This window comes from Neisseria sp. 27098_8_112 (genome assembly GCF_041433235.1).
Lineage (GTDB): Bacteria > Pseudomonadota > Gammaproteobacteria > Burkholderiales > Neisseriaceae > Neisseria.
Genome location: NZ_JAPWBB010000002.1, coordinates 18,547 through 36,502 on the forward strand (window position 1 = coordinate 18,547; position 17,956 = coordinate 36,502).

The 17,956-nt window shown below is 49.8% G+C and carries 16 protein-coding genes; 8 read left to right on the plus strand and 8 right to left on the minus strand.

The genetic code is table 11. The features are described from left to right. The first annotated feature begins 108 nt into the window (after positions 1-108). On the plus strand, positions 109-1,629 hold the full coding sequence (locus O3682_RS01645; RefSeq protein WP_371508140.1) for a Na+/H+ antiporter NhaC family protein: 1,521 nt from the start codon (positions 109-111) through the stop codon (positions 1,627-1,629). Positions 1,630-1,726: 97 nt separating this feature from the next. After that, entirely contained in the window at positions 1,727-2,812 is a 1,086-nt protein-coding gene (gene nagZ / locus O3682_RS01650; RefSeq protein ID WP_371508141.1) for a beta-N-acetylhexosaminidase, read from the plus strand. A gap of 78 nt (positions 2,813-2,890) precedes the next feature. On the opposite strand, the gene O3682_RS01655 is transcribed toward nagZ, so the two are convergent. After that, entirely contained in the window at positions 2,891-3,637 is a 747-nt protein-coding gene (locus O3682_RS01655; RefSeq protein WP_371508142.1) for an amino acid ABC transporter permease, read from the minus strand. Positions 3,638-3,964: 327 nt separating this feature from the next. On the opposite strand from O3682_RS01655, the gene trhP reads away from it, so the two are divergent. Continuing rightward, positions 3,965-5,320: a prephenate-dependent tRNA uridine(34) hydroxylase TrhP gene (gene trhP, locus O3682_RS01660; RefSeq protein ID WP_371459868.1), complete on the plus strand. Its 1,356-nt coding sequence runs from the start codon at positions 3,965-3,967 to the stop codon at positions 5,318-5,320. A gap of 63 nt (positions 5,321-5,383) precedes the next feature. On the opposite strand, the gene hemC is transcribed toward trhP, so the two are convergent. Continuing rightward, a complete protein-coding gene (gene hemC / locus O3682_RS01665; RefSeq protein WP_371508143.1) occupies positions 5,384-6,319 on the minus strand; it encodes a hydroxymethylbilane synthase in 936 nt (311 codons plus the stop codon). A gap of 118 nt (positions 6,320-6,437) precedes the next feature. On the opposite strand from hemC, the gene ybeY reads away from it, so the two are divergent. The 5 genes from ybeY (at position 6,438) to O3682_RS01690 (ending at position 10,331) form a co-directional block, all read left to right on the plus strand. Next, positions 6,438-6,953 (plus strand): rRNA maturation RNase YbeY, encoded by a 516-nt coding sequence (gene ybeY / locus O3682_RS01670; protein ID WP_070826620.1) that lies wholly within the window; start codon positions 6,438-6,440, stop codon positions 6,951-6,953. 1 nt (position 6,954) lies between these two features. Next, positions 6,955-7,797: a CorC family transporter gene (locus tag O3682_RS01675; protein ID WP_371508235.1), complete on the plus strand. Its 843-nt coding sequence runs from the start codon at positions 6,955-6,957 to the stop codon at positions 7,795-7,797. Next, on the plus strand, positions 7,794-8,531 hold the full coding sequence (locus O3682_RS01680) for a methionine ABC transporter ATP-binding protein (protein ID WP_049322796.1): 738 nt from the start codon (positions 7,794-7,796) through the stop codon (positions 8,529-8,531). The genes O3682_RS01675 and O3682_RS01680 overlap by 4 nt, the downstream gene beginning before the upstream one ends. Before the next feature lies 1 nt (position 8,532). Further along, on the plus strand, positions 8,533-9,219 hold the full coding sequence (locus O3682_RS01685) for a methionine ABC transporter permease (protein WP_128582233.1): 687 nt from the start codon (positions 8,533-8,535) through the stop codon (positions 9,217-9,219). Positions 9,220-9,419: 200 nt separating this feature from the next. Further along, complete coding sequence (locus O3682_RS01690) at positions 9,420-10,331, plus strand: MetQ/NlpA family ABC transporter substrate-binding protein (protein WP_371508144.1); 912 nt, start codon at positions 9,420-9,422, stop codon at positions 10,329-10,331. 589 nt (positions 10,332-10,920) lie between these two features. Here the strand turns inward: O3682_RS01690 and O3682_RS01695 are convergent. From O3682_RS01695 to nosZ, 6 genes are all read right to left on the minus strand, one after another. Continuing rightward, positions 10,921-11,946, minus strand: a complete 1,026-nt coding sequence (locus O3682_RS01695) for an FAD:protein FMN transferase (RefSeq protein WP_371508145.1) — start codon at positions 11,944-11,946, stop codon at positions 10,921-10,923. Between the two features lie 118 nt (positions 11,947-12,064). Continuing rightward, positions 12,065-12,559: a nitrous oxide reductase accessory protein NosL gene (locus O3682_RS01700; protein WP_371508146.1), complete on the minus strand. Its 495-nt coding sequence runs from the start codon at positions 12,557-12,559 to the stop codon at positions 12,065-12,067. Then, positions 12,556-13,386 (minus strand): ABC transporter permease, encoded by an 831-nt coding sequence (locus tag O3682_RS01705; RefSeq protein ID WP_036493197.1) that lies wholly within the window; start codon positions 13,384-13,386, stop codon positions 12,556-12,558. Before O3682_RS01705 ends, O3682_RS01700 begins: the two co-directional genes overlap by 4 nt. Further along, the gene (locus O3682_RS01710; protein ID WP_049331188.1) at positions 13,383-14,282 is read right to left on the minus strand and encodes an ABC transporter ATP-binding protein; all 900 of its coding nucleotides are present in this window, start codon (positions 14,280-14,282) and stop codon (positions 13,383-13,385) included. The genes O3682_RS01705 and O3682_RS01710 overlap by 4 nt, the downstream gene beginning before the upstream one ends. A gap of 56 nt (positions 14,283-14,338) precedes the next feature. After that, complete coding sequence (locus O3682_RS01715; protein ID WP_371508147.1) at positions 14,339-15,718, minus strand: nitrous oxide reductase family maturation protein NosD; 1,380 nt, start codon at positions 15,716-15,718, stop codon at positions 14,339-14,341. 197 nt (positions 15,719-15,915) lie between these two features. Continuing rightward, positions 15,916-17,883, minus strand: a complete 1,968-nt coding sequence (gene nosZ, locus O3682_RS01720) for a TAT-dependent nitrous-oxide reductase (protein WP_036493194.1) — start codon at positions 17,881-17,883, stop codon at positions 15,916-15,918. Positions 17,884-17,956: the final 73 nt, after the last annotated feature.

Consider the following 17,956-nt stretch of genomic DNA (forward strand, 5'->3'; position numbering starts at 1 on the left):
TGTGTTAAATGATAAAATACCCATCTGTCAGAGGCAGTGGGTATTTTGTTATCCGTCTTCCAGTTTAGGCCGTCTGAAAATATTTCACCGCTTATATACAATATAATTATGCAACTTATTAATTATTCAAATTCTATTTTATCCATCGTCCCGGCAGCCATTGCGCTCGCCTTGGCCATTGCCACGCGCCGTGTATTGCTGTCCCTCGGTGTCGGCATTATCGTCGGCTCATTCCTGCTGGTAGGCGGTAATCCACTCGATGCCTTGATTCACTTAAAAGACATGGCGGTCAGCCTGACTTGGGCGGACGGCGATTGGTCTTTGGGCAAACCCAAAATCCTGCTCTTTTTGGTGCTTTTGGGGATTTTCACTTCCCTGCTGACGCATTCCGGCAGTAACCAAGCATTTGCCGATTGGGCAAAACAGCACATCAAAGGCCGTCGCGGTGCGAAGCTGCTGACTGCTTGTCTGGTATTCGTTACCTTTATTGACGACTATTTCCACAGTCTTGCCGTCGGTGCGATTGCCCGCCCTGTGACCGACAAATTCAAAGTTTCCCGCGCCAAACTGGCTTATATCCTTGACTCCACTGCCGCGCCGATGTGCGTTTTGATGCCGGTATCCAGCTGGGGCGCATCGATTATCGCTACTTTGGCAGGCCTTTTGGTGACTTACAACATCACAGACTACACACCGATGGGCGCATTCGTGGCCATGAGCCTGATGAATTACTACGCCGTCTTCGCGTTGATTATGGTGTTTGTCGTAGCTTGGTTCTCCTTCGACATCGGCTCCATGGCCCGTTTGGAACGCGCCGCTTTGAACGAAATTCATGATGAAACCGTTGAAACAGGCCATCCCAACGGCCGTGTATTCGCGCTGATTGTGCCGGTTTTGGTACTGATCGTTACCACTGTTTCCGCCATGATTTACACTGGCGCACAAGCTTCTGAAACCTTCTCTTTGCTCAGCGCGTTTGAAAATACCGATGTAAATACTTCCCTCGTGTTCGGCGGTACTTGCGGCGTATTGGCTGTCATCCTCTGCACCATCGGTACCATCAAAACCAGCGATTACCCTAAAGCCATTTGGCAGGGCATCATCTCTATGCGCGGTGCCATTACCATCTTGATTTTGGCATGGATTATCAGCACCGTTGTCAGCGAGATGCACACCGGCGAATACCTCTCCACTTTAGTGGCAGGCAATATCCACGCAGGCTTCCTGCCCGTGATTTTGTTCATGCTCGCAGGTGTGATGGCCTTCGCTACCGGCACAAGCTGGGGTACATTCGGCATCATGTTGCCGATTGCCGCCGCTATGGCCGTCAAAGTCGAACCTTCGCTGATTATCCCTTGCATGTCTGCCGTAATGGCCGGTGCCGTATTTGGCGACCACTGCTCGCCGATTTCCGACACCACTATCCTCTCTTCTACCGGCGCACACTGTAACCACATCGACCACGTTACCTCGCAATTCCCTTACGCGCTGACCGTAGCCGCGTCTGCCGCCACAGGCTACCTCGCACTGGGCATGACCGGCTCTGCGCCTTTAGGTTTTGTGGTAACCGGCATCGTGATGGTTGTGTTGATTTTCATCTTAAAAGACAAGAAAAAAGCAACTGCCTAATTCAAAACCAATATTCAGACGGCCTGAGATATTCCTACACTCTCAGGCCGTCTGAACATAACGATTATCCAATATATACATTATTCAGGACAAAACAATGAATACGCCTCATCTTCCACGTGGCCCAGTCATGGCCGACGTCGCCGCCTATCATCTGACCGAAGAAGAAAAACAACGCCTGCTCGACCCTGCCGTCGGTGGCGTTATTTTGTTCCGCCGCAACTTTGAAAACGTTTCCCAGCTCAAAGCTTTGGTTCAAGAAATCAAAGCCGTCCGTACACCTGAACTCATCATCGCCGTCGACCACGAAGGCGGACGGGTTCAACGTTTTATTGACGGCTTCACCCGCCTGCCGGCCATGAACGTATTGGGCGAAATTTGGGACAACGAAGGCCAAGAAGTAGCATGCGCCCAAGCAGAACAAGTCGGCTGGGTTTTGGCAACCGAACTTTCCGCCTGCGGTATCGACCTATCCTTTACGCCCGTATTGGATTTAGACTGGGGTCAATGCGCCGTCATCGGCAACCGCAGCTTCCACCGCGATGCTAACATCGTTACCCAGCTTGCCCTTGCCCTGCAAAAAGGCCTGAACAAAGGAGGCATGAAATCTTGCGGCAAACACTTCCCCGGCCACGGCTTTGTCGAAGGCGACAGCCATCACGTCCTGCCTTGCGACGAACGCAGCCGCGAAGAGCTAGAAGCCGCAGACCTTATCCCCTTCCGAGCATTGAGCCAAGCAGGTATGGCCGCAGTCATGCCTGCCCACGTCGTGTACCCTCAAACCGACAGCCAACCTGCCGGCTTCTCCGAAAAATGGCTGAAACAAATCCTGCGCCAAGAAATCGGATTTAACGGTGTTATCTTTTCAGACGACCTGACCATGGAAGGCGCATGCGGTGTCGGCGGTATTAAAGAACGCGCCCGCCTTTCTTTTGAAGCAGGCTGTGATATTGTACTGGTGTGCAACCGCCCTGACTTGGTAGATGAATTGCGAGACGGTTTCCACGCACCGGCAAACGCCGACTTGGCAGCACGTTGGCAATACATGGCCAATACATTGACCGTACAAGAAGCTGCCGACATCATGGCAACCGAAGCATTCCAAGCCGCCCAACAAGCAACTGCCAAACTGGCAACGCCTAAAGACATCGCAGGCGGTGTCAAAGTCGGCGAAGCATTCTGATTCAAGGCCGTCTGAAACATTGACGGCAAATAAAAAAAGGAAGACTTGAAAAAGTCTTCCTTTTTTTATTCAAACCGATTAGCGGTGTTGCGGATTGTAACGGCTTTCCAATCGCAGGAATACCCAACCCAAAAAGCTTGTCAGCACCAAATAAATCAGCGCGATTGTATAAAGCGGTTCTTCATAGACAGAATAGCGGCCGGTAATCGTGCTTTGTACATAAGCCAACTCAGCCACGCCAATGACCGACAACAATGAGCTGTCTTTCAACAAAGTAATAAATTCACTGGCCAATGGCGGCAACATACGGCGCAACGCTTGAGGCAAAATGACATAACGCATCGCCTGAGTATAGGTCAGACCCAAAGAACGCGCAGCTTCCATTTGGCCCTTATCAATCGACTGGATACCGGCACGGAAAATCTCACAAATATACGCACCCGAGTTCGCAATCAACGCCAAAGAACCGGCAATCAACGCACCATAAGAACGGCGCAAATCAACGGCTGCTTCGCCGCTAATCAGCACACCGTCGGCCGGGTGAACGAAAAATGGGAACCAAACATAAGCCCAAATCACAATTTGTACAAACAATGGCGTACCGCGAAACAGCGTCACATACCAAAAGGAAATCTTACGCAAAACCCAAGCCAAGGCACGCATCGGCACACCGGCTTTTTCCGGATTAATCAAACGCGCCAATGCCAGCAGCAAACCCAAAATCGAGCCGCCTGCCGTTGCAACCACCGTCAGCCCCAGCGTCGTCAACACGCCGTAAAAAAACATCCAGCGGTATTCATAAATAATGTCAAAACGAAAATCCATAACCCTTCCGTCGGTCAAAATCGGTAACTAATCCGAATATTTTTTAAAATGAAGCTTGATATTTTACAAGAAAATACATTGCTTGAACGGTTTTTTGTTAAATTATTCCGCCCAACCCTGCTTTTTTTACATTTCCAATGAATTGCAGCCCCTTTTCGCCTTTGCACATACAGGACATTTTCCGTATAAAAAACAAAGCGCAAACCCGACACAAAATTGACCGAAACACAAAAACAGCGGATAATCCGCCCATTCTTCAAACATCTTTCAGACGGCCTTCCCTCTTTCCTTGAGGGCCGTCTGAAAACATTTTAAAAAGCATAAAACATGAAAGCACCCGAACTCTTATTGCCAGCAGGTGGCCTCGAACGCATGCGCGCCGCCTATGATTACGGCGCAGATGCCGTTTACGCCGGCAGCCCGCGTTATTCCCTGCGTGCCCGCAACAACGAATTTGCCAAACTCGACGTTCTCGAGCAAGGCATTAAAGAAGCGCACGAGCGCAACAAAAAATTCTTCCTGACCGTCAATACACTGCCGCACAACTCCAAACTCAAAACCTTTGTTTCTGATATGGAGCCTTTGATTGCCATGAAGCCCGACGCGCTGATTATGGCGGATCCGGGTTTGATCATGACCGTGCGCGAAAAATGGCCGGAAATGCCGATTCACCTGTCTGTACAGGCAAACACCACCAACTACTGGGGCGTGAAATTCTGGCAAAACATCGGTGTCGAACGTATCATCCTGTCGCGCGAATTGAGCATGGAAGAAATCGCCGAAATCCGCCAAGAATGCCCCGACATCGAACTCGAAGTCTTCATTCACGGCGCATTGTGCATCGCCTACTCCGGCCGCTGCCTGCTCTCCGGCTACTTCAACCACCGCGACCCCAATCAAGGCACCTGCACCAACTCCTGCCGTTGGGACTACAAAGTTCACAACGCCACTGAAAGCGATGCGGGCGACGCCCAACTTCTGCAAGGTTTCAACTTTGAAAAAGCCCAAGAAGAAGCCAACCAAAACTTTGAAGGCATTAACGGTCAAAAACGCCATCCCTACGCCGACAAAGTTTTCCTGATTGAAGAGTCCAACCGTCCGGGCGAAATGATGCCAATTATGGAAGACGAACACGGCACCTATATCATGAACTCCAAAGACCTGCGCGGCATTGAAGTGGTTGAGAAACTGGCCAAAATCGGCGTGGACAGCCTCAAAGTCGAAGGCCGCACCAAATCGCTTTATTATGTTGCACGCGTGGCTCAATCTTACCGCAAAGCGATTGATGATGCCGTTGCAGGCCGTCCGTTTGATTACAGTCTGTTGAGCGAACTCGAAGGCCTTGCCAACCGCGGCTACACCAGCGGCTTCCTCGAGCGCCACCAAACTCAGGATTACCAAAACTACCTGAACGGCCACTCCATCGCCAAACAAAGCCAATATGTCGGCCACGTTACCGAAATTGATGAAAACGGCTGGGCGACCATCGAAGTCAAAAACCGCTTTGCAGTCGGCGATTCACTCGAAATCATTCACCCGAGCGGCAACCAAACCATCAAATTGGAACAAATGACCCGCAAAGGCCAGCCTGTCGATGTCGCCCCAGGCAACGGCATTCAGGTCAAAATTCCCAATATGCAGGGCAAAGAAAAAGCTTTGGTTGCGCGGATTATGAATCCTTAAGCATCAACAAAACAAAGGCCGTCTGAAAGTTTCAGACGGCCTTTTTAAATAATCTATGCTGTTTTAAGCCTGTTCTTGCAATACGGCGGCAATCAATTCTTCCGCACCATCATCTGCCAGTTTTTTGGCGACAGCGCGACCCAAAGCATCGGCGTATTCGGCTGGGGCTTGCGCGTCTGCCTGCAAAATAACCGAACCGTCAGGATGACCGACCAAGCCGAGCAAGGTCAGCAAACCGTTTTCTTCAGTGCAATATGCGGCCAGCGGCACTTGGCAGCTTCCGCCCAAAGCGCGCGCCAAAGCGCGTTCGGCTGTAACGCAGGCGTGTGTGGTATCGTGGTTTAGCGGCTTCAAGACTTCGTACAAATCTTCGCGATGCGCTGCAATTTCAATACCCAATGCGCCTTGTCCGGCGGCAGGCAGGCTGTCGGATTCCGACAAAATCATGCGGATGCGTTCGTCCAACTCCAGACGCTGCAAACCAGCGGCGGCCAAGATAATCGCGTCGTATTCGCCATTATCAAGTTTGGACAAACGGGTTTGCACATTGCCGCGCAAAGGTTTGATAACCAAATGCGGATAGCGCGCGCGCAACTGGGCTTCGCGGCGCAGGCTGGATGTACCGACGACGGCGCCTTTGGGCATTTCTTCCAAACGCGCGTATTGGTTGGACACAAACGCGTCAAACGGATTGGCGCGTTCGCCGATGGCTGCAAGCGCGAAACCTTCAGGCAAATCCATCGGCACATCTTTAATCGAGTGCACGGCCAAGTCGGCCCGACCGTCATACAAAGCATGTTCCAACTCTTTGACAAACAAGCCTTTACCGCCGACTTTTGACAAAGTTCTGTCTAAAATCTGGTCGCCACGCGTGGTCATGCCCAAAATCTCGACCTCGCAATCGGGATACAGGGCTTTCAGACGGCCTTGGATGTGTTTTGCCTGCCACATGGCAAGCAGGCTTTCGCGACTGGCGATAACGAGTTTTTTCGGGTTCATAATGGTTGCCTGAAAGATGGAAAACGGCATGAAGTCTATCATATTTTGGGCGGTTTTTCAGACGGCATGGGGGTGAATATGTTATATTTACGTCTAAAAACCAAATTTTCCGGACAACATGAAACGCGCCAAACAATATCCTTTTTTATCCTTACAGCGGCAACGTTTTCATCTGAACTTTGAAAACGCTTCTTCCGCCGCCAACCTTCCTTCAGAGAACGACTTCTACCGCTGGGCGTGGTCTGCCTTAAAAAACGAATACCGCCGCGCCGACATCAGCCTGATTCTTCTGGACGAAGAAGAAGCCCGCGCTTACAACCGCGACTACCGCGGCAAAGATTACGCCACCAATGTATTGAGTTTCGCGCTCAACGAAGGCGAAATCCTGCCCGACCAGTTTTCAGACGGCCTGTATGGTGATTTGGTGATTTGTCCGCAAGTGGTTTTGAAAGAAGCCGCCGAACAAGGCAAAACACCCGAGCAGCATTTTGCCCACCTGACCATACACGGTACTTTACACCTGATGGGCTACGACCACATCGAAGACGATGAAGCCGAAATAATGGAAGCCGAAGAAATCCGCCTGATGCTGGCGGCAGGTTTCCCCAACCCCTACCAAGAGGATGAATATTAAAATGGACGGTACGCAGTCGAAACCTAAGTTTTTCGAACGCCTGATCTCCCGACTTGCCGGCGAGCCCGACTCCGCCGAAGACGTATTGACCCTGTTGCGCCAAGCGCACGAGCAGGAAGTTTTTGACGCCGACACACTGACCCGGCTGGAAAAAGTATTGGACTTTGCCGAGCTGGAAGTGCGCGATGCCATGATTACGCGCAGCCGCATGAACGTATTGAAAGAGAACGACAGCATCGAGCGCATCACGGCCTACGTCATCGAAACCGCCCATTCTCGCTTCCCCGTCATCGGCGAAGACAAAGACGAAGTTTTGGGCATTTTGCACGCCAAAGACCTGCTCAAATATATGTTTAACCCCGAGCAGTTCCACCTGAAATCCGTCTTGCGCCCTGCCGTTTTCGTACCCGAAGGCAAATCTTTGACCGCCCTTTTAAAAGAGTTCCGCGAACAACGCAACCACATGGCGATTGTCATCGACGAATACGGCGGCACATCCGGTCTGGTCACCTTTGAAGACATCATCGAGCAAATCGTCGGCGACATCGAAGACGAATTTGACGAAGACGACAGCGCCGACAATATCCACGCCGTTTCTTCCGAACGCTGGCGCATCCACGCGGCTACCGAAATTGAAGACATCAACACCTTCTTCGGCACGGAATACAGCAGCGAAGAAGCCGACACCATCGGTGGCCTGGTCATTCAAGAGTTGGGACATCTGCCCGTACGCGGCGAAAAAGTCATCATCGGCAGCCTGCAATTTACCGTCGCACGCGCCGACAACCGCCGTCTGCACACCCTGATGGCCACACGAATTAAAGAAAACACGGATAAACCATGATTATTCTGGATCACGTCTCCAAACACTATCAAACACGCGACAACAAAGACTTTGTCGCCGTCGAGCCGACCAGCCTCGAAATCAAACAGGGAGAAATCTTCGGCCTAATGGGCTATTCCGGCGCAGGTAAATCCACCCTGCTGCGCCTGATTAATTTATTGGAACGTCCGGATACAGGTACCGTCAGCGTATGCGGCCAAGAGCTGACCGCGCTCAACGCCACGCAACTGCGCCACGCCCGACAAAATATCGGTATGGTGTTCCAACAGTTCAACCTATTAAGCAACCGTACCGTTGCCGAAAACGTCGCCTTCCCTTTAGAAATTGCCAAATGGCCGTCTAAAAAAATCCAAGCGCGTGTTGAAGAATGTCTGGAAATCGTCGACTTGCAAGACCGTGCCAACCATTACCCATCCCAACTTTCCGGCGGTCAAAAACAACGTGTCGGCATTGCCCGCGCGCTGGCTCCGCAACCTCAAGTCATCCTCGCCGACGAACCCACTTCCGCCCTCGACCCTGCCACTACGCGCAGCGTTTTGAAGTGTTTGGAAGACATCAACCGACGTTTCAACGTAACCATCGTCATCGTTACCCACGAAATGAGCGTTATCCGCCGCCTGTGCGACCGTGCCGCCCTCTTGGACAAAGGCCGTCTGCTGGAAATCGTTGAAGTACACGGCAACCAAATCCATGCCCAATCCAAAATCGGGCAAGAGCTGATTCGAGAGGACTAATATGGCAAATTTGACATTTGAAAGTGCTGTTGACACCATCGTCAGCATGAAAGGCGAAATTATCCAAGCCTTGGGCGAAACCTTTATTATGGTCGGCCTATCGACTACTTTCGCCGTTATCTTCGGTACGATTTTGGGCGTATTGCTGTTTGTGACATCAAGTCATCAGTTGCACTACAACAAACAGCTGAATTTGTTTTTGGATAACATTGTCAACCTGATACGCGCATACCCTTTCGTCACCCTGATGATTGCCATGATTCCTATTACACGCGCCATCATCGGCACGACCATCGGCCCGATTGCCGCCTCATTTGTATTGAGCGTATCCGGCCTGTTCTACTTCGCCCGTCTGGTCGAGCAAAACCTGCGCGAAGTACCCAAAGGCGTGATTGAAGCGGCCTCCGCAATGGGTGCCTCACCCATGAGCATCATCTGCAAAGTACTTTTGAATGAAGCGCGCGCAGGTATGGTTTCCAGCATTACCGTACTGGCTATCGGCCTTCTGTCGTACAGCGCGGCTGCAGGTATGATTGGCGGCGGCGGCTTGGGCGACCTTGCCATCCGTTACGGCTACTACCGCTATCAAATGGAAGTCATCATCTTCATCGTCGCCATCCTGGTTTTACTCGTTATCCTGATTCAAAGTATCGGCAACAGATTGGCACGCAAACTGGACAAACGTTAATTAAACCAGGCCGTTTGAAATGGACTTACTATTTTTCAGACGGCCTATTATCTGTTTAGAACATATTAGGATATATATATTCCAAATAGATTTACAAAAAACATCCTCATATTCCTAAAATAGATTTACAATCCCTCTTTTTTTAACGGCGGCAGCTTGAGGCCGTCTGAAACCGTTTTATCATCCATCAGGAGCAAAATATGAAAACCAACACATTCTTCAAAACCCTTTCAGCCGCTGCGCTCGCCATCGTACTGGCTTCCTGCGGTGGTCAAAAAGACAGCGCGCCTGCTGCTTCTGCAGCTTCTTCTGCCGACAACGGTGCAGAGAAAAAAGAAATCGTCTTCGGTACAACTGCCGGCGACTTCGGCGATATGGTAAAAGACCAAATCCAACCGGCTTTGGAGAAAAAAGGCTATAAAGTCAAACTGATCGAGTTCACCGACTATGTGCGCCCCAACCTTGCTTTGGCTGAAGGCGAATTGGACATCAACATCTTCCAACACAAACCTTATCTGGACGACTTCAAAAAAGAACACAAACTGGACATCGTTGAAGCCTTCCAAGTACCGACCGCACCTTTGGGCTTGTACCCTGGCAAACTGAAATCTTTGGACGAAGTGAAAGACGGCGTCAGCGTTTCTGCACCTAACGACCCATCCAACTTTGCCCGTGCATTGGTTATGTTGAACGAATTGGGCTGGATTAAACTGAAAGCCGACGTTGATCCGCTGACTGCCTCTAAAAACGATATTGCCGAAAATCCAAAAAACATCCAAATCGTAGAACTTGAAGCCGCCCAACTGCCGCGCAGCCGTGCCGACGTTGACTTTGCCATCGTTAACGGCAACTACGCCATGAGCAGCGGCATGAAACTGACCGAAGCCCTGTTCCAAGAGCCAAGCTTTGCCTACGTTAACTGGTCTGCCGTCCGCACTGCCGACAAAGACAGCCAATGGCTGAAAGATGTAACCGAAGCCTACAACTCTGACGAGTTCAAAGCCTACTCACAAAAACGCTTTGCCGGTTATAAATATCCTGCTGCATGGGGTGAGAACGCAGCTGCAGGCGCTCAAGCAGAAGCTGCTTCTACTGCTTCTGCAACCAAATAAGTAACTTTTTGAAAAAAGGCCGTCTGAACATTCAGACGGCCTTTTTCTATTGCTTATCTCTTCTCAAAGCTCAAAACAAGTTTTTTGATTAACGCCAAACACTTACATAATTCCCTTTTTAAAACCAAATCAATATGTTGTAAAAAAGTTCAATAAAATTTCATGTTTTTATTCAATAAAATCAATCGCTAAAGAAATTATTCTACTTTTTTATAATATTCACTAGTAATGTTCCGTTTATCCTGATATTATACCGTTCATCCAAAGACATCCGGTTATCTGCATTACAGACCGTTCATCTGAATTGCTTGAAACCGCTTTGTCGGATTTTCCCATGTATGTTGTGTTTCTCCGTATCGAAGGGGTTTGAGCGGTTGAAACCGTATTGCTTAGATATTAAAGCTTCGTGCTTTGAAATAAGTGAATTTTTGTTTTAAGTGTCGTAATCTCTTGCTAATTACTCCCAGCTGCAAGAGTTTCAGGGTTGCCCCCTTGGGCAGCCCTTCTTTTTTATCCTCCATTATTTCAATAATTTAGTCTTCCCTATCCTATACACATAGCCGAAATAGCAGACAAGGCGCCCTTCTCCTCAACCTCCAATCTTCTTCAATTCATTATTCGGCATCACCAGCCAAACCTGTGCCTTTTTAACTTGAGCCGCAGTACGGATGGCCGCCTCATCCATAATGGAAAATGCGGTAGAAAAAGCATCGGCAACCGCCGCACTCTCCGCCATGACGCTCATGCTTTTATAACGCGGTTGGCTTCCGCCTGTACGCGGATCAAAAAGATGGGTGAATTTGCCAGCTTCGTCCATTACCGTGCCATAGCCGCCCGATGTGGCAAAGGCTTGATTTTTCATGGCAATGGTAGTCAGGATTTGGTCTTCTTGGTCGGGATTGCGAATGCTGACATTCCACTCACGCTGGTTGGCATTATCAAAGCCGTAAATTTCCCCCATATCAATCAATGCCTGGGTAACGCCTTGCTGCTTTAACAATTCGACTACTTTATCAGTGATATAGCCCTGCGCAATGCCGTTGAGCGACAAGCCCATGCCTTTTTGGGCAAAACGGATTTCTTTGGTATCAAAATAGACTTTGTTGAAATCCACTAATTTGAGCGTGTCTTTGATACTGCGTTCGGATGGCGGCGTTTCGGTTTTGGGGTTTCGCCTAAAATGGTCGGCATACAGATTCCACAAAGGTTGAATGCTGGGATCAAATGCACCTTGCGTCAGCTGATGGATATCTCGGCTGATGCTGAGCAGCTGCAAAAAATCGGATGGCGGATTTTTCAGACGGCCTTCTCGATTTAAACGGCTGATCAGGCTGTCATCCCGATACAGGCTGAAGATTTTTTCCAATCGTGAAACTTCTGCCAATACTTTGTTGACCAATATTTCCGCCTGCTTACGCTCAACGCCGAACAAACGCAACTCCGCACCCGAACCCAACGCAATACCTCTCCAAATAACTGGCTGCTCTTCTTGATTCAGGCTGGCCGGATGAGTCGGCTGATTGGTTCTGCGGCTAATGGCAAAGGGAATGCCGACACCAGCGGCAAGTGTGGTGGCGATGGCAAGGAAACGGCGGCGCGTTAAAGGGGTGGACATAAAGTATTCCTTGGATTTTTTATCTTTACATTGAAAGCCGCATTCATTAAATCATCAATCGGCAGCTTCCAACACAAAGGCCGTCTGAAACAGTTTCAGACGGCCTTTATTGGTTGTTTTATTTAAAAATGTATTTGTCGGGCATCTCTGTAAAACCGACTACTCTGCCGCCTTTTTCTTTGGCGAATTTTTCAGCCTGAGCCTTGTCGGCAAACGGAAGCGCGTCTTCCGCACCCATACCGCCGATAAAGCTGCTTTCGATAACGTAATAGGCTTTTTTCGCATCTATCCATTCGGCGTCAGCATTGGGTTTTTCCCAATCTTTGACTTTACCCATATCGGTAACATAGATGACATGAATGCCTTTCGGCTCTTCAGGCAGCTTGGTGTAGCCGAACATCTGCTTGATGGTGGAAAACCAAACTGGTTTTTCAGGTTTGCCGTTCAAGAAGATTTGCGCTTTAGGGCCGTTGTGTTCAGTCAAATTCATGCTGCAGTAATGACCCACTGCGCTGTCGCTGATTTGTTGGGGCGCAGGCGGAGGGCTGTTGTCCTGCTTGCTGCAGGCTGCCAATGCGATGAGTGTGAAGGTTGTCAATAATATTTTTCTCATATTTGTCGCTTTCCGAAAATCCAGGCGGCTAAAATCAAAGGAATGATAACCCATAATACCTGAGCCGTCAGCAAAACAGGCATACTCAGGCTGATTTGTTCGCTCAAACCCGCCATGCCGGCATACATGGCTGTATTTTCGTAACCCGTCAGGTTCAGCAGGCGATAAATGTCTGCGGGGTTGAACAGAAGAACGGTTTCCACTACAGGCGCGGTAATGACTTGTTCGGTATCGGCAACCAAAACACCCAAAAGCGCCATATCGAAAATAACGACAAAAAACAGCCATACGCCGATGGCGATACCGGCGGCGGTACCGCGTTCTTTAACTTTTGCGCTGATCAAATAGCCCATGGACAAAAAGGCTGCGCCAAGAATCACACTGGCAGCAATCAAAAGGGCGAAAGGCTGCCATGCGGCAATATCAAAACCGCCGTTGGCAAGCTGGAGGGTAATGCCCGCCAATCCGTAGCCTGCCGTGGTGGCAAGTGCAAGAATGATGAGATGGCCGATAAATTTGCCGGCAAGGATTTGGTTGCGCGAAATCGGATAGCTCAACAACAGCGCCATCGTGCCGCGTTCAATTTCGCCGATCAGTGCATCATAAGAGAGCAACATCGCAATCAGCGGAATCAAGAAGATAGACAGGCTGGACAGACTGACTACGGTTACCGTCAAGGGATCAACCTTGACCGAACCGGTAGGCGAGCTGCCGAGAAAGCCTAATGACAGTGCCAATGCGGCAAGCAAAAGCGCGGCGGCAAGAACCCAACGGTTGCGCAGGCTGTCTCGGACTTCTTTGCCGGTAATAATCCAAACGGGGTTCATACGTCTTCCCTCTTCAAGAATTGCGCGTACATATCATCAAGTGTAGGCGTGTGGATATCAATGTAGGCAAGACTGCCCAAATCACCCAATTCGCTCAAAAGAGCCATGCGCTCTTCTGCTTTACATTGCGCTTGGTATGACAGGCCGTCTGAAAGTGGATGCCAACGCTCGCTCAACGGGCGCGCTTCTTTCAAGCGGACGTTGACGGTCAGCGGCAGGCCGCTTTGAACATGCAACTCATCCATGCTGCCGTCGGCAACTTTCACACCGTTTTTCATGACGATGATGCGGTCGGCGTGGCCGTCAAGCTCGGCCAGTGCGTGGGTGCTGAGCAATACGGTTGCGCCGCGCCCATTGAGTTCGCGCACAACTTCATAAAACATTTGACGCGAAGCCGGATCAAGGCCGGTAGTCGGCTCATCAAACAATAAAACTTTAGGCTCGCCCAACAAGGCTTGTGCCAAAGCGAGGCGTTGGCGCATACCTTTAGAGTAAGTGCCGACGCGGCGGCGTGCGGCCTGGGAAATGCCGACACGCTCGAGCAATTCGCGGTTTTTACTCAGGGGCTGTTTTTTAAGTTTGGCATAGAAATCCATGGTTTCGATACCGGTCAATGAAGGGTGCAATGCAACCGTTTCAGGCAGGTAACCGATTTGGCTGCGACGCTGCGCCCCTGCTTTACTGCCGGTCGGCTCTCCCAAAAGCATCACTTCGCCCTTGGTCGGCGTAATCAGGCCGAGTATCAGCTTCATAATGGTAGATTTGCCTGCACCGTTGTGTCCTGCCATGCCGACGCTCTCGCCAGCCTTGAGAACCAGATCGACTTGGTTGACGGCCTTTTGGCTGCCAAACTGCTTGGTCACGTTTCTTAATTCAACGTGGTTGGTACTGCTCATGGATATTCCTCTAGTGAATGTTTCAGACGGCCTTTGATATTGGGCCGTCTGAAAGGTTACATATTGGCATTTCCGCCTGTCAGCGCACCGTTTTCGGCATTACCCCATTCGGATTGGTGCGTTTTTGCTTCATGCAGCAATTCGTCCTTCATGGCTTCGTATTTGGTTGTCGTTTTATTGCGGACAGGGTTCATCAAAGGCTTGCTGTCAATTACGCCGCCGGGCAGGATGGCGGGAAATTGCGATTGTGCCCATTTGACAATGCTGATGGCAGGGCTGTTCATCAATAACCGGGCGACGGGTGCGCGCCAGATGATTTGGTCGATAATCCCGTTGGGACGGTAGGCACTGTCGCCGAAGCCGTCGCCGTCAAGGTCAAAGACGCTGTTATCGCTCCAATAGTTGCCGTGACCACCCTCGCCCCAATCAAGGAAACGGGTGCTGACGTATTTGACTTGGCTTTCGTTGTTGATAAACGAATTATTGAACAGGTTTGTGCCTTCAATGGCCGCGGTAAAGTGAATACCGATTTGACAGTTTTCAAAATGGTTGTCGAAAATTTTATTGTAGTTGGCATTGTAGGCAAACACGCATTTGCCTGCCTTGTTGATCACATTATCGTGAATTTCGGAATAATTGACGTAGTTGAGCATAATGCCTTGGTCGCGACTGCCAACGGCAATGTTGCCATACACTTTCAGGCGTTCGGAAAACATCAGCACATAACCCATGTTGTTGCCGACGGAGATATTATTGCTGACTTCGCTGTCATTGGTGTACATATAATGGACGGCAAAGCGTAAGTCGCTAAAACGGTTGCCCTTGTAGGTATTATGAGTACTGGTATTTGAAAAAATACCGTCACGGCCTTTGGAAATATCGTTATCAACCACTTGCGCACCGGGCGCATTCCAGACGGTTACACCGTTGCCGCGTTCGTTGACGCGCAGGGTTGCATCACCGATGATTTTATTTTCCCGCACCATGGATTCTGCCGCACCGTGAATATACACGCCGACAGAATTGTCGATGATGTTGTTATGCTCCACCAGCGCGCGCGTTGCCGTCTCTTCTAAATAGATACCGGCATCCATTACCGGCAAACTCATGCCGGAATGGGAAACAGTCAGATTGCGCAAAGTTACATCAGGCGCATGAACGGCAACCGTCCTCCCGCTCCGGTCGCCGACAATCTTGGCGGAACGGTCAGCAGGGCCTTCGATGGTAATGGGTTTGTCGATATAGAGTTTGGTTTTGTATGTACCGGAGGCAAGTTTGAGCGTATCGCCGGCTTGGGCGCGCGCCAAAGCATCATTGAGATTGTCTTGTGCGGATACGTTGATGACTGCGGCAAAGGCCGTTTGAACCATGCTGCCAAGCAGCAATACGAGTGCGGCACGTTGCCATTTGGAACGATGGATTTGTGTGTGCGTCATAATCATATCTCTGTTTCAGACGGCCTGCTTGCCGCATGATAAACCGATGCGGAAACAGGTATTTTGGTGTTATAGCAAAGCTGTCTGATGATGGCTTTCATTTTGTGGCCATATCGGCCGACAAACAACTTTGCTATAAAGGCCGTCTGAAAGAATGTTTTTCAGACGGCCTGAAGAATTAAATCATCAAACCGAAATTATTTTGGTTTAACAATCATTTGGCCAGACATTTCCATGTGCAATGCGTGGCAGAACCATTGGCAGTAGTACCAGTGTACACCTGGACGGACAGCTTTGAAGGTTACAGAAGATGTAGCTTGCGGGCCAATCTCCATAGCAATGCCATAACCTTCCAAAGTAAAGCCGTGAGTCAAGTCTTCAATGGTCTCAACGTTGGTTACATATACGGTAACTTCGTCGCCTTGGTTCACTTCAAATTGAGGAACGCTGTAAGCAGGCGCAACGGCAGTCATGTACACGCGTACTTTGTTGCCTTCACGTACGACTTTGGCAGCTTTTTCCAGCTCAACACCGTCTTTTTGAGCTTGTTCCAAAGCTTCTTGCCAGAACCATGGGTCTTTGCGGTCCCAAGTTTTGCTTGGGTTCACTTTAGACGCGGCAACCAAGCACAAGTCGTGTGGTTCGGCAAAAGTCGGATTGTCATGCACCAGACGCATTTCGTCGCCGGAGATGTCGATCAATTGGTCACACTCAGGTTTCAAAGGACCGGCATTCAAGAAGCGGTCTTTAGAAAACTTGTTCAAAGATACCAACCATTTACCGTCGGCTTCTTTGGTTTCGCCCATAGTAGTGTGGTTGTGACCCGGTTGATAGTGAACGTCGAGTTTTTGTTTGATCGGATCGATTTTCTCGCCTTTATAGGCTTTAATCGCATCGTCGATGTTCCATTTCACCATTTGGCTGTCGATAAACAATGTAGTATAGGCATTGCCGCGACCGTCAAATGCAGTGTGTAATGGGCCAAGACCCAGTTGAGGCTCGGCTACGACAACATCGCGCTCTTTGATTTTACCTGCAAACAAGTCATCCAGTTTGCTGACATCCAATACGGTAACGGTTGGAGACAGTTTACCGTTGAGCATAATGTATTTGCCGTCAGGGCTTGCATTACAGCCGTGAGGAGAGTTAGGAACTGGGATGTAACGAGTGTATGGAGAGTTGGCTTCCGCACGACCGTCCAACATTTTCACGCCGTTAACTTCTTTAAAGTCGCCTTTTTTGATGCCTTCTTCGATGGCGGCCAGGTTAAATACCACACACCAGTCTTGTTCGTTAGAAGATGCACCTTGTACAGTCAGAGCGCGCTCAGAGTTATAGCAGGTAGAGAAAGAGTATTTACCTTGGTAGTCGGCATCGCCGTTGTCCAAGTTACCGTCTACCAATACTTGCCATGCGATGTCCATGGTTTCGCCATCAACTGCAGTATAAACGGCATTCCAAGTTTTAGGATCATCCCATTTGCCTACGCCGTCAACAGGAACGATATGCTCACCGTTGGCAAATACGTAGCCAGTTTTCGGATAGCGTTGAGGACGCAGACCGTGAACACCTGAAACGTTTGGAATTTCAACGATTTTATCGGTTTTCATCACATCCAAGCGGATACGGCAAACGCGGTTGTTTGCTTTATCGTTGGCATATGCATATCGGCCGTCGTAAGTTTGATCGGTAAAAGACAAGTGCGGGTGGTGCAAGTCGCCGTTAGGGTAGCAGCGCAGACCGCTGTCTTGCAGGAATTTACGGGTTTCCGGCGTAATTTTTTCATTCAAAATACGCAGGCTCTCGTTGGTACGACCCCAACCAGTAGCGCTGTCCATATTGAACACAGGGATACGCATCAACTCACGCATAGAAGGTACGCCGATCAAGCGCATTTCGCCTGATTGACCGCCTGACAAGAAACCGTAGTATTGGTCAAGCTCGCCTGGACCGACTTCGGAAGTTTGTTTACCCGGCTCGGCAGAATGAGCAGCGGCTTTTTCGGCAGGTGCAGCACCGGAAGCAGCAGCTTTATCACCCTCGCCGTTAGAGCAACCGGCCAAGCCCAACAAACCGGCACCGGCAATACCTGCACCGGAAGCAGCGGCAGTACCTAAGAATGAACGACGGCTTAAGCCGTTTTGTTCTAATTTTTCGTCTGACATACGACACTCCTTGGATAAAATCCGGCGGCCGATTTTTCAGACGGCCTGCCGATAAAAAATTTTCTAAGTCGGG